Origin of the sequence: Actinophytocola sp., assembly GCF_036402745.1 — a bacterium.
Lineage (GTDB): Bacteria > Actinomycetota > Actinomycetes > Mycobacteriales > Pseudonocardiaceae > Actinophytocola.
In genome coordinates, this window is sequence record NZ_DASWSJ010000123.1 from 1 (window position 1) to 20,846 (window position 20,846).

A 20,846-nucleotide genomic window follows, 5' to 3' on the forward strand; every position below is an offset into this window, starting at 1 on the left:
GACGATGCGCCTGGCCGACGCACTGTCCCAGCTGTACGTGCTGCTGCCGGTCCTCGACGACGCCAAGCACTACTGGGTCTCCGGCGACGAGATCGACAAGCTGATCCGCTCGGGCGGCGCGTGGCTGGCCACGCACCCCGAACGGGAGCTGATCACCACCCGCTACCTCGCCCACCAGCGCCGGTACGCGGCCGAGGCGATCGCCCGGCTCACCGAGCTGGACGACCGGCCCGCCGACGACACCGACGACGACACCGACGCGGAGCCGAGGCCGGGCACCGGGCACGACGCCGGCGACGAGCGGCTGCTGTCGCTGGCCGACCAGCGGCGAGCGGCGGTCCTCGCCGAGCTGCGGGCCGCGGGCGCGACCCGGGTCGTGGACCTGGGCTGCGGTGAGGGCAACCTGCTGCACGCGCTGCTGGCCGAGCCGGCGTTCACCGAGATCGTCGGCGTGGACGTGGCGGCCCGGGCGCTGCGGGTCGCGACCGCGCGGCTGCGGCTGGACCAGCTCGCCGACCGGCAGCGCGCGCGGATCTCGCTGCTGCAGGGCTCGGTCACCTACGCCGACCCGCGGCTCGCCGGCTACGACGCGGTCGTGCTGTCGGAGGTCGTCGAGCACGTCGACCCGCCGCGGCTGCCCGCGCTCGCCGCGGCCGTGTTCGGCACCGCGCGGCCGGCGACGGTGCTCGTGACGACGCCGAACGCGGAGTACAACGTGCGCTGGGAGTCGTTGCCGGCCGGGGAGCCGCGGCACCCGGACCACCGGTTCGAGTGGACCCGCGCCGAGTTCGCCGCGTGGGCCGCCGCGGTCGCCGAGGCGCACGGGTACGCGGTGCGCCACGTGCCCGTCGGCCCCGTCGACGCCGAGGTGGGCGCACCGACCCAGCTCGCCGTGTTCGGCAGGGGGCACTGATGAGGACGCTGGAGATTCCCGAGCTGAGCCTGGTCGCGCTGGTCGGCGCCACCGGGTCCGGCAAGTCGACGTTCGCCGCCCGGCACTTCCTGCCGACGCAGGTGCTGTCCTCGGACATGTTCCGCGCGCTGGTGTCCGACGACGAGAACGACCAGGGCGCCACGAGCGACGCGTTCGAGGCGCTGTTCTACGTGGCCGCCAAGCGGTTGCGGGCCGGCCGGCTCACCGTCGTCGACGCCACCCACGTGCAGCGCCAGGACCGCGCGCAGCTCATCGCCGCGGCCAAGGAGCAGGACGTGCTGCCGGTCGCCATCGTGTTCGACCTGCCGGTGGCGCTGTCCCACGAGCGCAACGCGACCCACCGCAAGCTCCCCGAGCACGTGATCCGCCGCCAGCACGACGCGCTGCGCCGCTCGGTCCGCCACCTGCACAAGGAGGGCTTCCGCAAGGTGCACGTGCTGTCCACTGTGGAGGAAGTGGACGGCGTGGCGATCGAGTGGGAGAAGGCCTACAACGACAAGCGCCAGCTCACCGGGCCGTTCGACGTCATCGGCGACGTGCACGGCTGCCGCGCCGAGTTGGAGACCCTGCTGGCGCGGCTGGGCTACGTGCTCACCCGCGACGAGGTGGGCCGGCCGGCCGGCGCCACGCATCCGGACGGCCGGACCGCGGTGTTCGTCGGCGACCTGGTGGACCGCGGACCCGACACACCCGGCGTGCTGCGGCTGGTGATGGGGATGGTCGCGGCCGGCACGGGGCTGTGCGTGTCGGGCAACCACGAGCACAAGCTGGTCCGCGCGCTCGACGGCCGGGACGTGTCGATGGCGCACGGGCGCGCGGAGTCGCTGGCCCAGCTGGCGGCCGAGCCCGAGGAGTTCCGCAAGGACGCCCGCGAGTTCATGTACGGGCTGGTCAGCCACTACCGGCTGGACGGCGGCCGGCTCGTGGTGGCGCACGCGGGGCTCAAGGAGTCCTACCACGGCCGCTCGTCCGGGCGCGTGCGCACCTTCTGCCTGTACGGCGACACCACCGGCGAGACCGACGAGTACGGCCTGCCGGTGCGCTACCCGTGGGCCGAGGACTACCGCGGCGCCGCCACCGTCGTCTACGGCCACACCCCGGTGCCCGACGCCGCCTGGGTCAACAACACGATCTGCGTGGACACCGGCTGCGTGTTCGGCGGCTCGCTGACCGCGTTGCGGTGGCCGGAGAAGGCGCTCGTCTCGGTGCCCGCGGAGAAGACCCACTACGAGCCCGTGCGGCCGCTCGCGCCGCCGGCGCGGCCCGCGGACCTGCTGCGGGTCGACGACGTGCTGGGCACCCGGTTCGTGGAGACCGCGCTGCACGGGCGGGTCAAGGTGCTCGAGGAGAACGCGGCGGGCGCGCTGGAGGTCATGAGCCGGTTCGCGATCGACCCGCACTGGCTGGTGTACCTGCCGCCGACGATGGCCCCGCCCGCGACGTCCACTGTGGACGGAATGCTGGAGCACCCGGCCGAGGCGTTCGCCGCCTACCGCGCGGACGGCGTGGAGCGGGTGGTGTGCGAGGAGAAGCACATGGGCTCGCGGGCCGTGGTCGTCCTCTGCCGCACACCCGAGGTGGCCCGCGACCGGTTCGGCGCCACCGACGGCGCCACGGGTGCGATCCACACCCGCACCGGCCGGCCGTTCTTCCCGGGCGAGGTCACCGAGCGGCTGCTCGCCCGGGTCCGTGCCGCCGTCGACGCCGCCGGGCTGTGGGACGAGCTCGCGACCGGCTGGCTGGTGCTCGACGCCGAGCTGCTGCCGTGGTCGCTGAAGGCCGGCGAGCTGCTGCGCCGCCAGTACGCGCCGGTCGGCGCCGCGGCCCGGCACGTGCTGCCGGCGGCCCTGGCCGTGCTGGAGCAGGCGGCCGCCCGCTACTCCGACGCGTCCGCGATCGACGCGCTGGCGGCCCGGCAGCGCGCCCGGCTCGCCAACGCGGCCGCGTTCACGGAGGCGTACGGCCGGTACTGCTGGCCCGTGCGTGACCTCGACGGGATCTCGCTGGCGCCGTTCACGATCCTCGCCGGCGAGGGCACGGGGTACGCCGACCGCGACCGCGGCTGGCACCACGAGCGGCTCGACCGGCTGGTCGCGGCGGACCCGGCGCTGTTCCGCGCCACCCGACGGTCCACTGTGGACGTCACCGACCCGGCGTCGGTGGCCGAGGGGGTCGCGTGGTGGACCGAGCTGACCGCGGCGGGCGGCGAGGGCATGGTGGTCAAGCCGGACGAGGGGATCGTGCGGGGCAGGCACGGGCTGGTGCAGCCGGGCGTGAAGTGCTGCGGCCGGGAGTACCTGCGGATCATCTACGGCCCCGACTACCCCGACCACCTCGACCGGCTGCGGCAGCGGTCGTTGGGCCGCAAGCGATCCCTCGCGCTGCGCGAGTACGCGCTGGGCCTGGAGGCACTCGACCGCTTCGCCGCCGCCGAGCCGCTGTGGCGGGTGCACGAGGCCGTGTTCGCCGTGCTGGCCCTGGAGTCCGAGCCGGTCGACCCGCGGCTCTAGTCCGCCTCCCCGGGATTAAAAGTGTGCGTTCTAGTCCGCCTCCCCGGGATTCAAAGTGTGCGTTGCGTCCCAGCGGATGGTGCGGGTATCGGGGTGGATGGTGGCTGGGTGCCGTCACGGTCCCCTGAGGTTCCGGTGGTCCGCGCAGTCGGCGCAGTCGGCGCAGTCGGCGCAGTCGGCGCGGGACTTCACACCATGATCTACGAGACAGGCCTTAACCTCGTCCGAGGTAGGGCATCGTCGTGGCCATCAGCGTCAGGAACGCGACGTTGGCGGTCAGCGGGAGCTGGGCCATGTGTACCACCATGTCGCCCACGTGCCGGGCGTCCATCGTGGGCTCCGGGCGCAGCGAGCCGTCCGCCTGCAGGGTGCCCGACGCGAAGCTCTCGGTCAGGTCGGTGGCCGCGTTGCCGATGTCGAGCTGGCTCACCGCGATGTCGTGCGCGCGGCCCTCCAGCGCCAAGGCCTTCGTGAGGCCGGTGACGGCGTGCTTGGTCGCGGTGTAGGCCACCGCGTTGGGGCGCGGGACGTGCGCGGAGACCGAGCCGTTGTTGATGATCCGGCCACCGCGCGGGTCCTGGGCCTTCATCAGCCGGAACGCCGCCCGGGCGCAGCGGAACGAGCCGGTGAGGTTGGTGTCGACCACGGCCTGCCAGTCCTCATCGGACAGCTCGTCGGCCGGCCCGCCCGGGCCGAACACGCCGGCGTTGTTCACCAGGACGTCGAGCCGGCCGTACCGGGACGCGACGTGGTCGAACAACGCCCGCACGGCCTCGGCGTCGGTCACGTCGGCGACGACCGGGTCCGCGTCGGGCACCCGCGCCAGCGTGCTCGCCGTGCGGCCCGACACCACCACCCGGTAGCCGGCGCCGGCCAGCGCGGTCGCGATCACCCGGCCGAGGCCGGAGCCGCCACCGGTGACGAGCGCGATCTTCGGAGTCGACAAGACAACCTCCCGGGGAGTACGCAGGACCTACCGGCGAAAGGGTGGCACGGCATGGACGGGATCCGGGTGATCGCCTGCGACATCTTCGGCACCACTGTGGACTGGTACACCGGCGTGGCCGAGCAGGTCGGCAGCCTGATCGAGGTCGACGGCACGGCGTTCGCGACCGAGTGGCGCCGGAAGTACGTCCCATCGATGGACCGGGTCCGCAACGGCGAGCGCGACTGGGCTTATCTCGACACCTTGCACCGCGAGTCCCTCGACGAGCTGCTCGATCAGCACCAGCTCGATCCGGCCGAGGAGACCCGGCAGAAGCTGGTCCGCGTCTGGCACCGCCTCCCCGCCTGGCCCGACTCGACCAGCGGGCTGCGCCGGCTCCGCGAGCACTACACGCTCGCCGCGCTCTCCAACGGCGGCTTCGCGTTGCTCACCGCGCTGGTCAAGCACGCCGACCTGCCGTTCGACTGCATCCTGTCCGCCGAGCTGGCGCGCGCCTACAAGCCCGACCCGTCGGTCTACCTGACCGCGGCCGGGCTCCTCGACGTCGAGCCGCACGAGGTGCTGATGGTCGCCGCGCACGGGTGGGACCTCGACGGCGCGCGCGACGCGGGCCTGCGCACGGCGTTCCTCGAGCGGCCCGCCGAGAAGGGCCCGCACCACGCCGCCGACCGCGCCGCCGACGTGGCGGCGGATTTCTCCGTCAGCAGCTTCGACCAGCTGGCGGAGGTCCTCAATCCTGGCTGAGGCTCAGCCGGGGGTGAGGCGCCGCGGGCCGACCAGGGCCGCCACGCCGCTGAGCACATACCCGAGGGCCGGCCCGTACGCGCCCAAGGAGAGCCCGTCGGCGGCGGAGGCCAGGTCCTGCACCGCGTAGATGTGCACGCCCGCGATCACCAGCAGCACCAGGCCCGCGATCCGGCGGAACATGGCGAGCCCGGTGCGCAGCATGAAGACCACGAGCACCAGCGCGGCCACCGCGATCACGATCGTGGTGATCTCCTGGCGGGAGAAGTCCAGGCCCGCCTGCTCGCCGAACAGGCCCGCGGCCGGGCCGACGCCGTAGCGCAGCAGCAGCCAGCCGATCCCGATGATCGCGAGCCCGGCGAAGATCACCTTCCCGGCCACCGACTCCAGCACCGACACGAGCGCCAGCACGATGCCGAGCGCGGCGAGCGGGTAGCTGAACAGGACGACGTACCAGCCGCCGAAGCCCTGCGCGCCCGCGGTGGACGCGAGGTCCCACAGCTGCGGCAGCGAGATCGACTGGCCACCCGCGGCCGACGCGGACACCCACGGCAGCACGAGCATGCAGAGCAGCTGCACCACGATCCCGAGCAGGCTCAGGATCAGGCCGAGACCCGGCAGCCGGAGCTTGAAGCCGTCGTCCGGGTACTCCGGCGGCGGCTCCGGGCGGCGCGCCCCCGGCGGTCGCGGTGGCGGTTGGCCGGGCTGGCCGTACTGCGGCTGCTGCCGGTAGCCCTGGTCCTGATAGGAGTCCTGGTACGGATCCTGTTGGTAGGGCTCCTGGTACGACTCCTCGTAGGGCTCGTACGGCTGCCGCGGCTGGTGCCGCGGGGGGTACTGCTGCGGCGGGTACTGCTGCCGTCCGTAGGGGTCCTGGCGCCCTGGCTCGCCCTGGTACGGGCCGGATGGGGACATGCGGGCACCGTACCGGCCGTGCGCCGGATGGCAAGGTCAGTCCGGTACCGAGTCCGCCCAGAAGCTCCGAACGAGCCGCGCGAACTCCTCCGCGCGCTCGATTTGCGGCATGTGTCCGGTGTCGCGGAACAGGTGCGTGCGGGCGTGCGGCAGCACGACCTTCGCCGCCTCCAGGTGGGCCGCCGGCAGGATCAGGTCCTTCTCGCCCCACACGACGAACGTGGGCACGGCCGCCGCCGCGGTGGCGGCGAGCACGGCGTCGCGCCACGGCTGCCGGACGCCGCGGACCGTGCCGAGCTGGCGGCACAGCTCCAGCATCACCCGGGCGCCGTGCGGGCGTCTGGACAGCTCGAAGGCACGCGCGATCCGCGCCTCGGTGACGAAGGCGGCGTCCCGGAAGATCGCCCGCTCGGTGCGCCGCGAGCCGCCGAGGGACGGGCGCAGCAGCAGCCGGCCGAGCGGGCGCAGGGCCAGCAGGCGCAGCGCGATCGTCACCTCGCGGCCGAAGCCGGCGCTGTTGGCGAGCACGAGGCTGCGCACCCGGTCCGGGTGGCGCAGCGCCAGCAGCATGGCCACCGCGCCGCCGAGCGAGTTGCCGACCAGGTGTGCCGGGCGGGTCTCGCCCACCGCGTCGAGGAAGCCGGCGACCGTGTCGGCGAGGGCGGGCAGCGTGCACGTGCCGGGCAGCGGGTCGGACCCGCCGAACCCGGCCAGGTCCACGCTGTACACCCGGAAGGCGTCGCCGAGCAGCTCGTGCTGCTCGGCGAAGTCGTCGAGGCTGCGGCCGATCCCGTGCAGCAGCACGACGGGCGGCCCGTCGCCGGTCACCCGGTAGCGGACCTGCCGGCCGGCGACCCGGACCCGCTCGTCGACGGCCGTCATCCCGGCTGTCCACTGAGGACGGTGGGCGCGGCGGCCGGCGCGCGGTCGAACCGCATGTCGTCGTCCACCGGGCCGTGGCGCATCAGCAGCACGTCGCGCGGGTAGTTCTGGTACAGCCGCCACGGCGCGGCCGGGCCCTGCTTGGGCAGCTTGTCGATGCTGCGCAGCACGTAGCCGGCCTGCAGGTCGACGAGCGGCACGGTGGCCTCGGTGCCGGCCGGCACCTGCGGCGTGCTCATCCGGTAGCCCCGCTCGGTCATGTGGTTGAGCAGCCGGCACACGTAGCGGGCGACGAGGTCGCTCTTGAGCGTCCAGGACGCGTTGGTGTAGCCGATGGTGAGCGCGAAGTTGGGCACGCCGGAGAGCATCATGCCCTTGTAGGCCAGCGTCGTGCCGAGCTCGACCTCCGTGCCGTCCACGGTGAGCGACATGCCCCCGACCGGCAGCAGGTTCAGCCCGGTGGCGGTGACCACGATGTCGGCCGGCAGCTCGTGGCCGCCCGCCACCGTGACACCCGACGCGGTGAAGCCCTCGATCTCGTCGGTCACGATCGACGCGCGACCGCTCGTGACCGCCTTGAACAGGTCGCCGTCGGGTACGAAGCAGAGTCTCTGGTCCCACGGGTTGTAGCGCGGCGCGAAGTGCGTGTCGACGTCGTAGCCGGCCGGCAACAGCTTCTGCGCGCCCTTGCGCAGCAACGACTTCACCGCCGCCGGCGCGCGGCGGCTCAGCTGGTAGAACAGCTGCGCGCTCAGCACGTTCTTCCACCGCACGAGCGGGTAGAGCACCTTCTCCGGCACCCGGCCGCGCAGCAGGTCGGCGAGCGGGTCCCGGGACGGCAGCGCCAGGATGTAGCTCGGCGAGCGCTGCAGCATCGTGACGTGCGCGGCGGTCTCGGCCATCGACGGCACGAGCGTCACCGCGGTGGCACCGCTGCCGATGACCACGACCCGCTTGCCCACGTGGTCGAGGTCCTCGGGCCAGTGCTGCGGGTGCACGACCTGGCCGGCGAACTTCTCGATGCCCGGCAGGTCCGGCGTGTAGCCCTGGTCGTAGCGGTAGTAGCCGGAGCAGACGAACAGGAACGCGCAGGTGATGGTCTTCTCGGTGCCGCCGTGGCGCACGTGGACGGTCCAGCGACTGTCCTTCGTGGACCACTCGGCGCCGGTGACCTTGTGGTCGAACCGGATCTCCCGGTCGACGCCGAACTCGCGCGCCGTGTCGCGGACGTACTCGCGGATGGACGCGCCGTCGGCGATCGCCTTGGCCTGGTTCCACGGCCGGAACGAGTAGCCGAGGGTGTACATGTCCGAGTCCGACCGCACGCCGGGGTAGCGGAACAGGTCCCAGGTGCCACCGATGGCGTCGCGCGCCTCCAGGATGGCGAACGTCCGGTCGGGACACTCCCGCTTCAGGTGGCAGGCGGCGCCGATGCCGGAGAGCCCGGCACCCACGATCAGCACGTCGACGTGGTCCACAGACATGACGTCCCCATCCTTGTCGAGCCTTGCCGGCCACGGTATCGACACGGTGTCGAGTGAGTCAACAGGGTGTTGAACGAGGGTTCCGCGGCGGGGTAGCGTCTGGCTCATGCCCGTTTCCGCCAGGTCCGTGCGCGGCCGCCGCACGACCCGGCCCTCCGGCGACGACCGGGAGGTCGCCATCCTGGCCACTGCCGAGCGGCTGCTCGCCGAGCGCCCGCTGCACGAGATCTCCATCGACGACCTGGCCCGCGGGGCCGGCATCTCACGGCCGACGTTCTACTTCTACTTCCACTCCAAGGACGCCGTGCTGCTGGCGCTGCTGGACCGCGTGGTCAAGGAGGCCGACGCCGCGGTGGAGGCGGTGCCCGACGTCCTGGCGAGCGACCCGCCGCGGTACTGGCGCGACTGCATCGCCGCGTTCCACGAGACGTTCCGCGCGCACCGCCCGGTGACGCTCGCCAGCGCCGCCGCCCGGGTGACCAACGGCGAGGTGCGCGCGCTGTGGGCGCGGGTCATGGAGTCCTGGGCGCTGCTGGTCGTGGACGCGATCGAGGGTGAACGCGAGCGCGGTGCCGCCCCGCCCGGCCTGCCGGCCCGCGACCTGGCGGTGGCCCTGAACTCGATGAACGAGCGGGTCCTGTACGCCACCTTCGCCCAGGACGGCCCGTCGGTGGCCGAGGAGAGCGTGGTCGACGTCCTGCTGACCATCTGGCTGAACGCGATCTACCAGACGACGACCCCGCGCGCGGACCCCTAGGTAAGGCCTGTCTCGTAGATCATCGTGTGAAGCCCTGCGAGCAACGCCTGGGCCTCGATCGGATCGCCGACCACCGCAACCTCAGGGGACCGTGACGGAACCCAGCCACCACCCACCCTGATACCCGCACCATTCGCCGGAACGCAACGCACACTTTAAATCCCGGGGAGGCGGAGTAGTCCGGCGCGCACCGCCATCCACCACGGTCGCCCTGTCCCCGGCTCAGCCACCCTGCCGCAGGGCCGCCGCCCGCGCGGCGAGGTAGGCCCGTTCCGCGGGGTTCGGCGCGAGGGCGGCCGCGGCGGCGTACGCGGCGGCGGCGTCCCCGGCCCGGCCGAGGCGGCGCAGCAGGTCGGCGCGGGTGGCGTGGAAGGCGTGGTAGTCGGGCAGGTCCAGCTCGTCGACGAGGTCGAGGGCGGCTCGCGGGCCGTGGACCTCGCCCACGGCGATGGCCCGGTTCAGCGCGACCACCGGGGTCGGCGCGAGGGCCAGGAGCTGGTCGTAGAGGGCGAGGATCTGCGCCCAGTCCGTCGCCGGGAACGACCCGGCGTCGGTGTGCACGGCGTTGATCGCGGCCTGCAGCTGGTAGGGGCCGGGGCGGTCGCGGCGCAGGCAGGCACGCACGAGCGCGTGGCCCTCGTCGATCAGCGCGCGGTCCCACCGGGTGCGGTCCTGGTCGCGCAGCAGGACCAGCGAGCCGTCGTCGGCGACCCTTGTGCGGAACCGGGACTCGGTGAGCAGCAGCAGCGCCAGCAGCCCGGTCGCCTCGGGCTCGTCGGGCATCAGCGAGCCGAGGACGCGGGCCAGCCGGATCGCCTCGGCCCGAAACTCGGCGGCGCCGGTGTTGTAGATCAGGTAGAGCACCGCCAGCACGGACCGGAGGCGGGCGGGCAGCTCGTGGTCGCGCGGCACCCGGTACGGGATGCGGGCGAGCTTGATCTTGCGCTTGGCCCGGACGAGCCGTTGCGCCATGGCCGGTTCGGCGACCAGGAACGCGCGGGCCACCTCCTCGGTGCGGAGCCCGCCGAGCAGCCGCAGGGTCAGCGCGACCTGGGCCTCCGGCGCCAGCGCCGGGTGGCAACAGGTGAAGATCAGCCGGAGCCGGTCGTCAGCCACCTCGGGTGCCTCCTCCACCTCGTCCGGACCGTCGAGCACCGCGAGCTCCTTGAGCAGCTCGCGGCCGCGGCCGTCCCTGCGCAGCCGGTCGATCGCGCACCGCCGCGCCGTCGTGGTGATCCAGCCGCCGGGGTTGGGCGGCAGGCCGTCCCGCGGCCAGACGCGCAGCGCCGTCGCGAACGCGTCCTGGACCGCGTCCTCGGCGATGTCGATCTGGCCGAACACCCGGATCAGGGTGGCCACCGACCGGCCGGACTCCTCGCGGAACGCCCGGCCGATCGCGGCCTCCCCAACCGGGTCCGTCATCCGGTCAGGCTCGGCTGTCCCAGAACGGGCGCACCTCGATGGGCTTGCCGACGATGGCGGCCGTCCGGCTCGCCCAGCCCAGGGCGGCATCGAGGTCGTCCGCCTCGACGATGTAGAAGCCGGCCAGGTGCTCCTTCGACTCCACGAACGGACCGTCCGTGGTGAGCACGTCGCCCGCCGCCACCCGCACCACCGTGGCCAGGTCGGGCTCGGTCAACCGGCCGGAGAACAGCCACGCCCCGGCCGCCTTCATGTCCTCCTCCAGCGCCAGTATCTCCTGGTACTGCGCCTGCGCCGCCGCCTCGGACGGCGGCGGGCCGCCGTCCGCGCCGCTCTCGACACCGGTGTGCACGGACAACAGGTACTGGGTCATCGGAACGCTCCTCGTCCAGGCGGGCATCTCCCACCCTGCCCCACTACGAACGACTGTCGACGAAATCGACAGCCCGTCGTGGCCGTGTTTCGCGATGCTCGGCACCGCCCGAGGGCTTCGTGCGCGAGGCTCGGCAGCCGCGACACCGACCAGGCATGATGGCCGGGTGCCCGTGGACTTCGGCCGGACGGCCCGTGACTATGCCAGGTACCGCACCGCGTTCCCGCCCGAGCTGTTCGCCCGGCTGGCCGCTGCCGGGATCGGCCGGACCGGCCAGCGCGTCGTCGATCTGGGGACCGGGACCGGGGTGCTGGCGCGGGACCTCGCCGCCGCCGGGTGTGTGGTGACCGGGGTCGACCTCGCCCCCGAGCTGCTCGACGAGGCGCGCCGGCAGGATGCCGCCGCCGGGCTGGAGGTGGCCTACCGGGTGGCGCCGGCCGAGGACACCGGGCTGCCGGGGGGTGTCTGGGACGTGGTCTGCGCGGGGCAGTCCTGGCACTGGTTCGACCGCGAGCGCGTCGCCGCGGAGGCACGCCGGCTGCTGGTCGCCGGCGGCGCGGTCACCATCTGCACCCGCGACTACCTGGTGGTGCCGGGCAACGTCTGCGCGGTCAGCGAGGAACTGGTCCTCGCCCACAACCCGGGCTGGCCCCTGGCCGGGAGCAGCGGCACCCACCCGGAGTGGGGCGCCGAGCTCGCGGCGGCCGGGTTCGACGACGTCGGGACGGTCTGCTTCGACGTCGACGTCCCGTTCACCCACGACGCGTGGCGCGGACGCATGCGCAGCTCCAACGGCGTCGGCGCGAGCCTGCCGGACGCCGGGGTCGCCGCGTTCGACGCCGACCTGTCCGCGCTGCTGCGCGAGCGGTTCCCCGAGGAGCCGCTGATGGTGCCGCACCGGATCTGGGCGCTCATCGCCCGGCGGCGTCGGCGAGTAGCAACCGGGGCTTGAGCCCGGCGTCTCACTCGCCGGTCCATACGGGCGCGCGCTTCTCGGCGAAGGCGATCGCACCCTCCCGCGCGTCGGCCGAGGCCGACACCGGTCCCGCGATCTCCCCCTGGCGGGCGAACGCCTCGGCGGCCGGCCAGTCCGCGCTCTCGACGATGATCCGCTTGGTGGCGGCCACGGCGAGCGGGCCGTTGGCGGCGATCCCGCGGGCCAGCTCGTGCGCGGCGTCGAGCGCGGTGCCGTCGTCGACGAGCCGGTTGACCAGCCCGTACGCGTGCATCCGTTCGGCGCCCACGTGGCTGCCGAGCAGCGCCAGCTCCATCGCCACGTGGTACGGGACCCGGTGGGGCAGCCGGAGCAGCCCGCCGGCCGAGGCGACCAGCCCGCGGGTGACTTCGGGCAGGCCGAACGTCGCCCCGCGGCCGGCCACGACCAGGTCGCAGGCGAGCACGATCTCGAACCCGCCGGCGAGCGCGTACCCCTCGACGGCGGCGATCACCGGCTTGTGGGACGAGCGCTCGACGATGCCGGCGAACCCCCGCCCGGGCACGATCGGCAGCTCACCGCGGACGAACGCCTTGAGGTCCATGCCGGCGCTGAACGTGCCGCCGGCCCCGGTGATGATGCCGGCGACGAGCCCGTCCTCGGCGTCGAGCCGGTCCAGGGCGGCGGCGATCGACCGCCCGACCGCCTCGTTGATCGCGTTGCGGGCCCGCGGCCGGTCGATGGTCACGACCAGCGTGCGGCCGACCTCCTCGACGGTGACCTCATCGGACATCGTGGCTCCTCCCCTTCCGTGTGCCATCACCTGTAGCACAGGCGGCTCGACCACCGTGGTGCGGGCGAACGCGCGGCGCGGTCGGGAAGATCGGACTTGACCGCCGGATCGGCGCCCCCGACGATGGCGCGAGCGCTGGCGGGGAGGTCGGGTGGACAAGGTTTCCGACGAGGTCGACGATCTCGCGGCGGGCAGCGGCTTCGGCGCGTTCGTCCGCACGGTGTCGTTCGGCGGTGCCGGGGCGCGGGGGTGCTTCCTGTCGTGGCTGGCGGCGGCGCTGCTGCTGCTCATCGGGGTGATCCTGCTGGTCACCTACGAGAGCGTCGTGGGCAAGGCGATCGGCGCGGTGCTGGCGGTGACCGGCGCCGCGCTCGCGATCACCGGCGTCCGGTTCCTGCGCCGCACGCGGGCCGCCGCGCCGCGAGCCCACCTGTTCGCCGGCGGGCTCGTGTTCGTGGCCGGCGGGCGCCTGACGCCGTACCCCTGGCCCGACCTGGTGATGACCACGCGGATCGAGACCCAGCTGGTCGGCCAGGCGATGACCCAGCGCCAGTTCGCCCGCCTGGAGCTGCACACGCGCGACGGTGACCTGCTGCTCAGCGTGGGCGAGGCACACATCCCCCCGATCGCGGCGACCGCCCGGGCCGGCGGCGTGACGGAGCCCGGCACTTTAGATATGGGCCTACCCTAGTTAATATCGGACCCATGCCGGACGACGACCGTGACCCGGCGCGGCGCGCCTACCACGCGCCCCGCCGCGCGGAGCGTGCGCGCCACACCCGCGCGCGGATCGTCGCGGCCGCCGCCGAGCTGTTCCGCGCCCACGGCTACGCGGCGACCACCGTGCGCGCGGTCGCCGCCCGGGCCGGCGTGTCGGTGCCGACGGTCGAGCTGGCGTTCGGCACGAAGCCGCGGCTGCTCAAGACGGCCATCGACGTGGCGATCGCCGGGGACGACGAGCCGGTCGCCGTGCTGGAGCGGGACTGGGCGCGCAAGGCGGAGGCCAGCGACACGGTCGCGGACTTCGTGGCGATCTTCGGCCAGGTGTTCGCGGCGGCCGCGACCCGGGCCGCGGAGCTCGTGGCCGCCGCCTACGAGGCCGCACCCACGGACCCGGAGATCAAGGCCCTCACCGAGCGGCAGGAGGCCCAGCGCACGATCACCGCCGGCTGGCTCGTCGACGGGATCCTCGCCCGCGCGCCACTGCGCCCCGGGATGAGCCGGGCCGCCGCCGTCGACACCGTCTGGCTGCTCATGGACCCGGTCGTCTTCACCAGGCTCACCCGGCGTCGCGGGTGGCGCCCGGACGACGTCGAACACTGGTTCACCGACAGCGTTCCCCGACTTCTCCTGGCACCGGGCCGGGATGCGAAAGGACACTCCGATGGTCGAACATGAGACAGCTCCGCTTGCCCACGGTCAGGTCGGCTACCTGCAGATCCCCGCGGTGGACGTGTGGCGGTCGGCGGAGTTCTACCGGGCGGTGTTCGGCTGGCACGTCGAGCGCCCCTACCCGAGCTTCGAGGCCCCCGGCCTGATCGGCCAGTGGATCGACGACCGGCCGCCCGCCCCCGACGCCGGCCCGCTGGTGTGGATCAACGTCGACGACCTCGGCCACGCCCTCGAGCTGGCCACCGACAACGGCGGGGAGATAACCCAACCGCCCACAGTGGACGATGGCGTCCGGCTGCTCGCGACCATCCACGACCCCGCCGGCAACGCGATCGGCGTCTTCCAGCTCGACCCCGGCCACCACGCCGATGCCTGACACCCCGGTGCTCTCGGTGATGCTCGCGGTCGACGACGCGCCGGCGGCCGCCCGGTGGTACGCGGAGGGACTCGGCGCCACCGAGCTGTGGAACCTGGGCAGCGTCATCGGCCTGACCGTCCAGGGCGCGCCGTTCTTCCTCGGCGAGCCCGCGAACAACGGCTGGGACACCCCCGCCACGTGCGGCACGAGAACCGTCCGGATCGAGGTCTTCGTGGACGACCCCGACAGCCTCATCGCCCGCGCGGTGGCGGCGGGCGCGGACGGAAGCGTCGACGAGATCCGCGACCACCTGAGGCCGTGGGGCCGCCATCGCCAGGGAGGCTTCACCGACCCGTTCGGCCACCTGTGGCTGATCGGCGACAGATCCCCGCTGCGCACCCACGCCCCGCACCAGGCGACCCGGCCCGAAACTGGGAACTGACTGGTCGCGTGTTCGACGAGGAGCCACCTGAGCCCGGGAGCACGTCCAGCTACGCCGATCGGCCCAGTCCCCTGCGCCGACCGTCGCAAAAGGTGGGTGATTGGTCCGGAGCCCGTTGCGTCGCGGTGAAGCCGAGCGATCCACGTTCGCGACCACAGGGGAGGTACGCGTGACCGAACAAGATGTGGCGACACCGATATTCGACGAGCTGCTGCGGGAGTTTCGCGCCGGCCCGGCAGAGGACGACCGAGCCGGCGACCACCGGAAAGACGACGAAGACGCCCGGCAGCGGGACTGACAATCCACCTCCGAATCGCGCCGGGACAGCGCGCTGGTGGATTCGGCGCGCGGCGGCCGGGACCGCCCGGGTGGAACACGCGATCTGTTCGCGGCGTTGCATTCCGAGGAGGTGACTGTCGGGATGGTAAGCAGGGTTACCTGTATCGAATGCGGCGAGGAGATGCCCGCGGAACGGGTCGAGCTCGGATATCGGTACTGCACGAAACCCCGGTGTCAGGCGGTGCACCACCGCGGCGTGCTGGTGACCGCGATCGGGGTCAACAAGGGCGCCGACACCATCGTCGTCGGGGATCCGGACGAGATCAGGCGGCGCGGTGAGGCCGGCGAGCTGGCGAAGAAGGACACCTCGCTCGGGCTCGACTACCGCGCGGGTCACGCCATGCCCCGGACGCCGCACAAGGCCGTCCGGAAGCCGGGCCAGACGGCACGGCCGCGGCCGTGGACCGCCGAGCAGGAGCGAGCGGTCCGGCTGTATCACGAGATGGGGCTCAACCCGCGACAGGTCGCGGAGCGGGCCGCCAGCAACACCCCGCGGCTGCGCATCACCGAGCGGCTCGCCACCCAGATCATGTCGACGCTGCCCCGGCGCCGGCCGTAGCCGCGGTCAGGGCACGTCGAGGGCGTCGGCGACGCTACCGTGCAGCTCGAACATGGCCCGCACCCCGGCGGCGGCGAGCGCCGGGGACACGATGCCGTCGGAGGCCACCAGGCACAGCCCGATGTCCAGCCGGCCGAGCTCGCTCGCGACCTTCACCAGCACGCGCACGGCCTCCGCGTCGAAGCTGGTCAGCTCGGTCAGGTCCAGGATCAGGATGTCCATGGACAGGGCGCGCTGCTCGTCGACCAGGAGCAGGAGCTCGGCGCCGGCCCGGTGGCTGAGGGTGCCGAACACGCGCACCAGGCGCGCGCCGGGTCTGGTGTGTTCCAGCGAGAACACCTGCGCCTCGAAGCCGGACGGCATCGGCCCCCGGTCCACTGCACTCACCGAGACACCCTCCTCGCAAGCGAAATCCCATGGCCTGCCAGTGAAGATCACACCTGGGCGCCGCTCCAGCCGGTTCGCGCGGGGTTCTGTCCGGTGCGCGCATGGCGGGATCACAGGTGCACGCCTATCGTTCGGTTCGTGGTGACCCCGACCCAGAAAGAGCTGCTGTCCCGGCATCCGGTGGCCCGCGCGGCCGATGTCGACGAGGCGCACGCGGCGGTCACCCGGACGTTCCTGCCGCACCGGCTGGACGTGCTGGAGCGCGACGTCCGGCTGAACATGAAGCTCAACGCGGTCCGGGTCGGCGCGGTCACGGTTGGTTACCTGCGCTACGGGGGCGCGGTCCGGCTGGTCACCGTCGAGGCCAGCAACTATCACGTCAACGTGCCGCTCGTCGGCTCGATGGAGCAGCGGTGCGGCTCGTTCGACCCCGTGTTCACCAGGCCGGACCGGGCGGCCGTGTTCATGCCGGACCACCCGGCCGACCTGCGGTGGCAGGCACACTGCGCGCAGCTCTGCCTCATGATCGACAGGTCCGAGCTGGAGCTCGAGCTGGAGCGCCAGCTCGGCCGGCCGCTGGGCAAGCCGGTCCACTTCGCCACCGCGATGGACCTGCGAACCCCGGCCGCCCAGTCCTGGCTCGCGATGCTGGAGCTGGTGGAGCGCGAGACGGGCCGGCCGGGTGGGCTCGCGCACTACCCGCTGGTGGCCGCGCGGCTGCAGAGCCTGCTGATCGCCGGCCTGCTGCTGGCCCAGCCGCACAACTACAGCGATCTCCTCCTGGCGTCCGCGCACCCGGCGCCGCCGAGGACGGTGCGTCGCGCGGTCGAGCTGATCGAGGAGGACCCCGGGCGCCCCTGGTCGTCGGCCACCCTCGCCCACGAGGTCGCGGCGAGCGTCCGGGCGCTGCAGGTCGGGTTCCAGCGTTCCTACGGCCTGCCGCCCATGACCTACCTGCGGGAGGTCCGGCTGAACCGCGTGCACGACGAGCTGACCGCGGCCACGCCCGACACCGTCACGATCACCGCGGTCGCCGCCCGCTGGGGCTTCCTGCACCCGGGCCGCTTCGCCACCGCCTACCGCCGGAAGTTCGGCCGCCTCCCCTCGGACACCCTGCGCGGGTGACCGCTCCCCACGGCATGGTGTGCGCCGCTACGGTGAGCGAGGCGCGACACAACGATCCGTGGAGACCCGCATGCGTATCGCGATCCTGCTCTTCGACCAGATGGCGGCGCTGGATGCCATCGGACCGTACGAGGTCCTGCGGTATGTCCAGGACGCCGAGGTGGTGTTCGTCGGCAAGGAGAAGGGCGAGGTGCGCGCCGGTGCCGGCACCCTGGGGCTGATCGCGGACGCGACGCTCGCCGAGGTGCCGGAGGCCGACATCGTCGTGGTGCCCGGCGGTCCCGGCCAGGTGCGGCTGATGACCGACGACGACGTCCACGCCTGGCTGCGCCAGGTCGATCGGACCAGCACCTGGACCGCCTCGGTGTGCACCGGCTCGCTCGTGCTGGCCGCGGCCGGGCTGCTCACCGGACGCAAGGCCACGTCGCACTGGCTGGCGCTGGACCAGCTGCCGGCGTTCGGCGCGGTGCCGACCGAGCAGCGCGTGGTGTTCGACGACAAGTACGTGACCGCGGCCGGGGTGTCCGCCGGCATCGACATGGCGCTCGCCCTGACCAACCGGATCGCCGGGGACGGTGCGGCGCAGGCCATCCAGCTCGGCCTGGAGTACGACCCGCAGCCGCCGCACGACGCCGGCTCACCCGCCAAGGCGCCGGCCCAGCTGGTCGCCACCATGCGCGAGAACAGCCGCTTCTTCCTCCAGGAGATCTGACCGGCCGCACCCGCCCGGCCAGGCGAAGTCCACATAGGACATCTTCGCTGTCCGCCACGCCGGGACGAACGCCGACGAATTCTTGTCGGACCCCTGTGGCAGCGTCCGGTCCATGACCACAACCGATCGTCCGGTGCCGCCGATGGTGGCCGACGAGCGCGGCACCCTCGAAGGGTGGCTCGAGTTCTACCGCACCACCCTCGCCATCAAGTGCTCGGGACTCACCGAAGCCCAGCTCCGGACGGCGTCCGCGCCTCCGTCACCGTTGACCCTGCTCGGTCTCGTCCAGCACCTGGCCGAGGTCGAACGGAACTGGTTCCGCCGCGTCCTCACCGGCGAGCACGCGCCGCCGATCCACGACCCGCAGGCCGACCCGCACGGCCACGACGGTGGGTTCGAGCTCACCGACGACACCTCGTTCGCCACCGCCGAGAGCATCTGGCAACGGGAGATCGACCAGGCGCGAGCCAACTGCGCCGGCCGGGGGCTCGACGGGACCAGCCCCTTCGCGGGCGGCAAGGTCACCTTACGGTGGATCTACAGCCACATGATCAGCGAGTACGCCCGCCACTGCGGTCACGCCGACCTCATCCGGGAACGGATCGACGGCGTCACCGGCACGTGACCTCAGCTCGGTCGCGTGATCGCCGACAGCCGGTCGACCTCGGCGGGGGTCAGCGTCAGCGTGGCGGCGGGCAGGATCTGCTCGAGCTGCTCGGTGGTGCGCGCGCTGGCGATCGGGGCGACCACCCGCGGGCGGGCCAGCAGCCAGGCGAGCGCGACCGCGGCCACCGTGGTGTCGTGGGCCGCGGCGATCTCGTCCAGTGCCGCGAGCACCGCCGCGCCACGCTCGTCGAGGTACGCGCGGGCGCCCTCGGCGCGCTGGGACTCGACGGCCGCGCTGCCCGGGCGGTACTTGCCGGTCAGGAAGCCCTTCGCCAGCGCGTAGTAGGGCAGCACGGCGAGGTCCCAGGCGTCGGCGACGGGCAGCAGCGTGCGCTCGAACTCGCGCTCGACGAGGTTGTAGTGCGGCTGCAGGACGGTGAACTCGGCGAGCCCCTGCGCGCGCTGGAGCTCGAGGGCGGCGGAGAGCCGCTCCGCCGTGTAGTTGGAGGCGCCGAGGTGGCGCACCGTGCCCGCCTCGACGAGCGCGTCGAAGGCACGCAGCGACTCCTCCAGCGGCGTCTCCCCGTCGTCGAAGTGCGCGTAGTAGAGGTCGATGCGGTCCGTCTGCAGGCGCTCGAGGGAGGCGTGCGCCTCGCGCTTGATCGTCTCCGCGCGCAGGTTGCGGACCGGTCCGCGGCCGCCGCCGACCTTCGTGGCCACGACGACCCGGTCGCGGTTGCCCCGGTCGGCCATCCAGCGCCCGATGATCGTCTCGGAGCGGCCGTGCTCGACGAGGTAGGAGTTGGCGGTGTCGATGAAGTTGCCGCCCGCTGCGGTGTACGCGTCGAGGACGGCCCGGGACCGCGGCTCGTCGGCGGTCCAGCCGAACACGTTGCCGCCGAGGCAGAGGCGGAAGACGTCGAGGTCAGTGCGTCCGAGAGCAACCATGTCAACCCACGCTGGAGGTCGTCGAAGGGGCCGGCGCGGCGGGCGTGTTCCTGAGCAGGAAGGTGAGCCCTTCGGCCGCGGTCGGATGGGCGTAGATCGCGCCGCGCAGTGCGGTGTACGGGATGCGGCCGATCATCGCGGTCTGGACGGCGGCCATCAGCTCGCTGGCCTCCGCCCCGAACACGGTGAACCCGAGGATCTCGTCGCTGTCCGCGGCGACCAGCATCTTCATGAACCCGCGCGGCTCGGACAGCGTCCTGGTCCGCAGCACCGCGGCCATCGGCAGGGTGAGCAGGCGGTATCCGACCCCGCGCCGGGTGGCCTCGGACTCGTTCCAGCCGACCCGTGCCAGCTCGGGATCGGTGAACATGCAGTACGGCACGAGGCGGTCGGTGGCCGTGCTGTCGCCACCGGTCAGGTTGTCGTGCACCACGCGGAAGTCGTCGAAGGCCACGTGGGTGAACTGCGGGCTGCCCGCACACTCGCCCATCGCCCACACGTTGGCCGCCGTGGTGGCAAGGCGCTCGTCGACCGCGATGTAGCCGGCCTCGGTGAGCTTCACCCCGGCCTGCTCCAGCCCGATGCCGCCGGTGTTCGGCGTGCGGCCGACGCCGACGAGCAGGTCCGTCCCCTCGACGACGGGTCCGTCCGTGACCACGCGCACGCCGCTGCCGGACTGCCCGTCGACGCCGCGGACCCGGGTCCCGAGGTGGACGGTGATCCCCTCGTCGCGGAAGAGCTCGAGCAGCGCCGCCCCGACGTCCGCGTCCTCGCGGCCGGCCAGCTGCCGCCCCTGTTCGACGACGGTGACCCGGGCGCCGAAGCGGCGCATGGCCTGCGCCAGCTCCAGCCCGACGTAGCCGCCGCCGATGACGATCAGGTGCTCCGGCAGGCGGTCGAGGTCCAGCAGCTCGACGTGGGTCATCGGCCGGGCGGCGGCAAGCCCGGGCACGTCGGGCACGGTCGCGTGGGTGCCCAGGTCCAGGAACACCTTCTCACCGCTGATGGTGCGCCTGCCGCCGTCGGCCAGCCGGACGTCGACGGTTCTTTCGTCGACGAGGCGGGCCTCGCCCATGACCAGCTCGGCGCCGCTGGCCCGGTACCGGTCCAGGTGAAACCGGCGGAGGCTGTCGACCATCGCCCGCTTCCTGGCCTGCACGCCCCGCATGCTGGTCACCGCCGACTCCAGGTCGACCCCGAACTCGGCGGCACGCATGGTGAAGGACCTGACCTTGGCCGAGTGAATGATGTTCTTGCTCGGCAGGCAGGCGATGTTCGGGCACG

24 protein-coding genes are annotated in these 20,846 nt (G+C 73.0%); 14 read left to right on the forward strand and 10 right to left on the reverse strand.

Features of this window, described 5'->3' with window-relative positions:
- Both VGD70_RS11920 and VGD70_RS11925 read left to right on the forward strand, forming a co-directional pair.
- Positions 1-913 (forward strand): 3' terminal RNA ribose 2'-O-methyltransferase Hen1 (locus tag VGD70_RS11920; protein ID WP_331081056.1); only part of this gene is annotated, 913 nt, incomplete at its 5' end.
- Positions 913-3,444, forward strand: a complete 2,532-nt coding sequence (locus VGD70_RS11925; protein ID WP_331081058.1) for a polynucleotide kinase-phosphatase — start codon at positions 913-915, stop codon at positions 3,442-3,444. The genes VGD70_RS11920 and VGD70_RS11925, both read left to right, overlap by 1 nt.
- A 214-nt stretch (positions 3,445-3,658) precedes the next feature.
- Here the strand turns inward: VGD70_RS11925 and VGD70_RS11930 are convergent, their stop codons facing one another.
- A complete protein-coding gene (locus VGD70_RS11930; protein WP_331081060.1) occupies positions 3,659-4,390 on the reverse strand; it encodes an SDR family oxidoreductase in 732 nt (243 codons plus the stop codon).
- Between the two features lie 51 nt (positions 4,391-4,441).
- On the opposite strand from VGD70_RS11930, the gene VGD70_RS11935 reads away from it, so the two are divergent.
- Entirely contained in the window at positions 4,442-5,134 is a 693-nt protein-coding gene (locus tag VGD70_RS11935; RefSeq protein WP_331081062.1) for a haloacid dehalogenase type II, read from the forward strand.
- Positions 5,135-5,137: 3 nt separating this feature from the next.
- On the opposite strand, the gene VGD70_RS11940 is transcribed toward VGD70_RS11935, so the two are convergent.
- From VGD70_RS11940 to VGD70_RS11950, 3 genes are read right to left on the reverse strand one after another with little or no spacing between them, the layout of a single operon-like run.
- Positions 5,138-6,049, reverse strand: coding sequence for a hypothetical protein (locus VGD70_RS11940; RefSeq protein WP_331081064.1), 912 nt, complete (start codon positions 6,047-6,049; stop codon positions 5,138-5,140).
- Between the two features lie 36 nt (positions 6,050-6,085).
- Positions 6,086-6,931, reverse strand: a complete 846-nt coding sequence (locus VGD70_RS11945) for an alpha/beta fold hydrolase (RefSeq protein WP_331081066.1) — start codon at positions 6,929-6,931, stop codon at positions 6,086-6,088.
- On the reverse strand, positions 6,928-8,415 hold the full coding sequence (locus tag VGD70_RS11950) for an NAD(P)/FAD-dependent oxidoreductase (protein ID WP_331081068.1): 1,488 nt from the start codon (positions 8,413-8,415) through the stop codon (positions 6,928-6,930). The genes VGD70_RS11945 and VGD70_RS11950 overlap by 4 nt, the downstream gene beginning before the upstream one ends.
- Positions 8,416-8,521: 106 nt before the next feature.
- Here VGD70_RS11950 and VGD70_RS11955 point away from each other — a divergent pair, with 106 nt between their 5' ends.
- A complete protein-coding gene (locus VGD70_RS11955; RefSeq protein WP_331081070.1) occupies positions 8,522-9,172 on the forward strand; it encodes a TetR/AcrR family transcriptional regulator in 651 nt (216 codons plus the stop codon).
- Between the two features lie 222 nt (positions 9,173-9,394).
- On the opposite strand, the gene VGD70_RS11960 is transcribed toward VGD70_RS11955, so the two are convergent.
- A complete protein-coding gene (locus VGD70_RS11960; protein ID WP_331081072.1) occupies positions 9,395-10,594 on the reverse strand; it encodes an RNA polymerase sigma factor in 1,200 nt (399 codons plus the stop codon).
- A 4-nt stretch (positions 10,595-10,598) separates the two neighbouring features.
- Positions 10,599-10,967: a YciI family protein gene (locus VGD70_RS11965; protein ID WP_331081074.1), complete on the reverse strand. Its 369-nt coding sequence runs from the start codon at positions 10,965-10,967 to the stop codon at positions 10,599-10,601.
- A 166-nt stretch (positions 10,968-11,133) separates the two neighbouring features.
- On the opposite strand from VGD70_RS11965, the gene VGD70_RS11970 reads away from it, so the two are divergent.
- Positions 11,134-11,919, forward strand: coding sequence for a class I SAM-dependent methyltransferase (locus VGD70_RS11970; RefSeq protein ID WP_331081075.1), 786 nt, complete (start codon positions 11,134-11,136; stop codon positions 11,917-11,919).
- A gap of 10 nt (positions 11,920-11,929) precedes the next feature.
- Here the strand turns inward: VGD70_RS11970 and VGD70_RS11975 are convergent, their stop codons facing one another.
- The gene (locus tag VGD70_RS11975; RefSeq protein ID WP_331081077.1) at positions 11,930-12,694 is read right to left on the reverse strand and encodes a crotonase/enoyl-CoA hydratase family protein; all 765 of its coding nucleotides are present in this window, start codon (positions 12,692-12,694) and stop codon (positions 11,930-11,932) included.
- 151 nt (positions 12,695-12,845) lie between these two features.
- Between VGD70_RS11975 and VGD70_RS11980 the strand changes: the two genes are divergently transcribed.
- The 6 genes from VGD70_RS11980 (at position 12,846) to VGD70_RS12005 (ending at position 15,784) form a co-directional block, all read left to right on the forward strand.
- Positions 12,846-13,385 carry a hypothetical protein gene (locus VGD70_RS11980; RefSeq protein WP_331081079.1) on the forward strand — a complete coding sequence of 180 codons (540 nt, stop codon included), beginning with the start codon at positions 12,846-12,848 and terminating at the stop codon, positions 13,383-13,385.
- Between the two features lie 14 nt (positions 13,386-13,399).
- Positions 13,400-14,092, forward strand: a complete 693-nt coding sequence (locus VGD70_RS11985; RefSeq protein ID WP_331081081.1) for a TetR/AcrR family transcriptional regulator — start codon at positions 13,400-13,402, stop codon at positions 14,090-14,092.
- Complete coding sequence (locus tag VGD70_RS11990; RefSeq protein ID WP_331081083.1) at positions 14,079-14,462, forward strand: VOC family protein; 384 nt, start codon at positions 14,079-14,081, stop codon at positions 14,460-14,462. Before VGD70_RS11985 ends, VGD70_RS11990 begins: the two co-directional genes overlap by 14 nt.
- Positions 14,455-14,886, forward strand: coding sequence for a VOC family protein (locus VGD70_RS11995; protein WP_331081085.1), 432 nt, complete (start codon positions 14,455-14,457; stop codon positions 14,884-14,886). The genes VGD70_RS11990 and VGD70_RS11995 overlap by 8 nt, the downstream gene beginning before the upstream one ends.
- 169 nt (positions 14,887-15,055) lie before the next feature.
- The gene (locus VGD70_RS12000; RefSeq protein WP_331081087.1) at positions 15,056-15,184 is read left to right on the forward strand and encodes a hypothetical protein; all 129 of its coding nucleotides are present in this window, start codon (positions 15,056-15,058) and stop codon (positions 15,182-15,184) included.
- A gap of 162 nt (positions 15,185-15,346) precedes the next feature.
- Positions 15,347-15,784: a hypothetical protein gene (locus tag VGD70_RS12005; RefSeq protein ID WP_331081089.1), complete on the forward strand. Its 438-nt coding sequence runs from the start codon at positions 15,347-15,349 to the stop codon at positions 15,782-15,784.
- 6 nt (positions 15,785-15,790) lie between these two features.
- Here the strand turns inward: VGD70_RS12005 and VGD70_RS12010 are convergent, their stop codons facing one another.
- Positions 15,791-16,171: an STAS domain-containing protein gene (locus tag VGD70_RS12010; RefSeq protein ID WP_331081091.1), complete on the reverse strand. Its 381-nt coding sequence runs from the start codon at positions 16,169-16,171 to the stop codon at positions 15,791-15,793.
- Positions 16,172-16,309: 138 nt separating this feature from the next.
- On the opposite strand from VGD70_RS12010, the gene VGD70_RS12015 reads away from it, so the two are divergent.
- From VGD70_RS12015 to VGD70_RS12025, 3 genes are all read left to right on the forward strand, one after another.
- Entirely contained in the window at positions 16,310-17,296 is a 987-nt protein-coding gene (locus tag VGD70_RS12015) for an AraC family transcriptional regulator (RefSeq protein ID WP_331081093.1), read from the forward strand.
- 70 nt (positions 17,297-17,366) lie between these two features.
- Positions 17,367-18,008, forward strand: a complete 642-nt coding sequence (locus VGD70_RS12020) for a DJ-1/PfpI family protein (RefSeq protein ID WP_331081095.1) — start codon at positions 17,367-17,369, stop codon at positions 18,006-18,008.
- Between the two features lie 112 nt (positions 18,009-18,120).
- On the forward strand, positions 18,121-18,633 hold the full coding sequence (locus tag VGD70_RS12025) for a DinB family protein (protein WP_331081097.1): 513 nt from the start codon (positions 18,121-18,123) through the stop codon (positions 18,631-18,633).
- A gap of 2 nt (positions 18,634-18,635) precedes the next feature.
- On the opposite strand, the gene VGD70_RS12030 is transcribed toward VGD70_RS12025, so the two are convergent.
- Complete coding sequence (locus VGD70_RS12030; protein ID WP_331081099.1) at positions 18,636-19,562, reverse strand: aldo/keto reductase; 927 nt, start codon at positions 19,560-19,562, stop codon at positions 18,636-18,638.
- Between the two features lies 1 nt (position 19,563).
- Positions 19,564-20,846 (reverse strand): dihydrolipoyl dehydrogenase family protein (locus VGD70_RS12035; RefSeq protein ID WP_331081101.1); only part of this gene is annotated, 1,283 nt, incomplete at its 5' end.

Bases quoted from the DNA above. Each gene is read 5' to 3' on its own strand.
- VGD70_RS11925 (WP_331081058.1), top strand. From the start codon at position 913: ATGAGGACGCTGGAGATTCCCGAGCTGAGCCTGGTCGCGCTGGTCGGC.
- VGD70_RS11935 (WP_331081062.1), top strand. From the start codon at position 4,442: ATGGACGGGATCCGGGTGATCGCCTGCGACATCTTCGGCACCACTGTG.
- VGD70_RS11940 (WP_331081064.1), bottom strand. From the start codon at position 6,049: ATGTCCCCATCCGGCCCGTACCAGGGCGAGCCAGGGCGCCAGGACCCC.
- VGD70_RS11945 (WP_331081066.1), bottom strand. From the start codon at position 6,931: ATGACGGCCGTCGACGAGCGGGTCCGGGTCGCCGGCCGGCAGGTCCGC.
- VGD70_RS11950 (WP_331081068.1), bottom strand. From the start codon at position 8,415: ATGTCTGTGGACCACGTCGACGTGCTGATCGTGGGTGCCGGGCTCTCC.
- VGD70_RS11955 (WP_331081070.1), top strand. From the start codon at position 8,522: ATGCCCGTTTCCGCCAGGTCCGTGCGCGGCCGCCGCACGACCCGGCCC.
- VGD70_RS11960 (WP_331081072.1), bottom strand. From the start codon at position 10,594: ATGACGGACCCGGTTGGGGAGGCCGCGATCGGCCGGGCGTTCCGCGAG.
- VGD70_RS11965 (WP_331081074.1), bottom strand. From the start codon at position 10,967: ATGACCCAGTACCTGTTGTCCGTGCACACCGGTGTCGAGAGCGGCGCG.
- VGD70_RS11975 (WP_331081077.1), bottom strand. From the start codon at position 12,694: ATGTCCGATGAGGTCACCGTCGAGGAGGTCGGCCGCACGCTGGTCGTG.
- VGD70_RS11985 (WP_331081081.1), top strand. From the start codon at position 13,400: ATGCCGGACGACGACCGTGACCCGGCGCGGCGCGCCTACCACGCGCCC.
- VGD70_RS11990 (WP_331081083.1), top strand. From the start codon at position 14,079: ATGGTCGAACATGAGACAGCTCCGCTTGCCCACGGTCAGGTCGGCTAC.
- VGD70_RS11995 (WP_331081085.1), top strand. From the start codon at position 14,455: ATGCCTGACACCCCGGTGCTCTCGGTGATGCTCGCGGTCGACGACGCG.
- VGD70_RS12005 (WP_331081089.1), top strand. From the start codon at position 15,347: ATGCCCGCGGAACGGGTCGAGCTCGGATATCGGTACTGCACGAAACCC.
- VGD70_RS12020 (WP_331081095.1), top strand. From the start codon at position 17,367: ATGCGTATCGCGATCCTGCTCTTCGACCAGATGGCGGCGCTGGATGCC.
- VGD70_RS12025 (WP_331081097.1), top strand. From the start codon at position 18,121: ATGACCACAACCGATCGTCCGGTGCCGCCGATGGTGGCCGACGAGCGC.
- VGD70_RS12030 (WP_331081099.1), bottom strand. From the start codon at position 19,562: ATGGTTGCTCTCGGACGCACTGACCTCGACGTCTTCCGCCTCTGCCTC.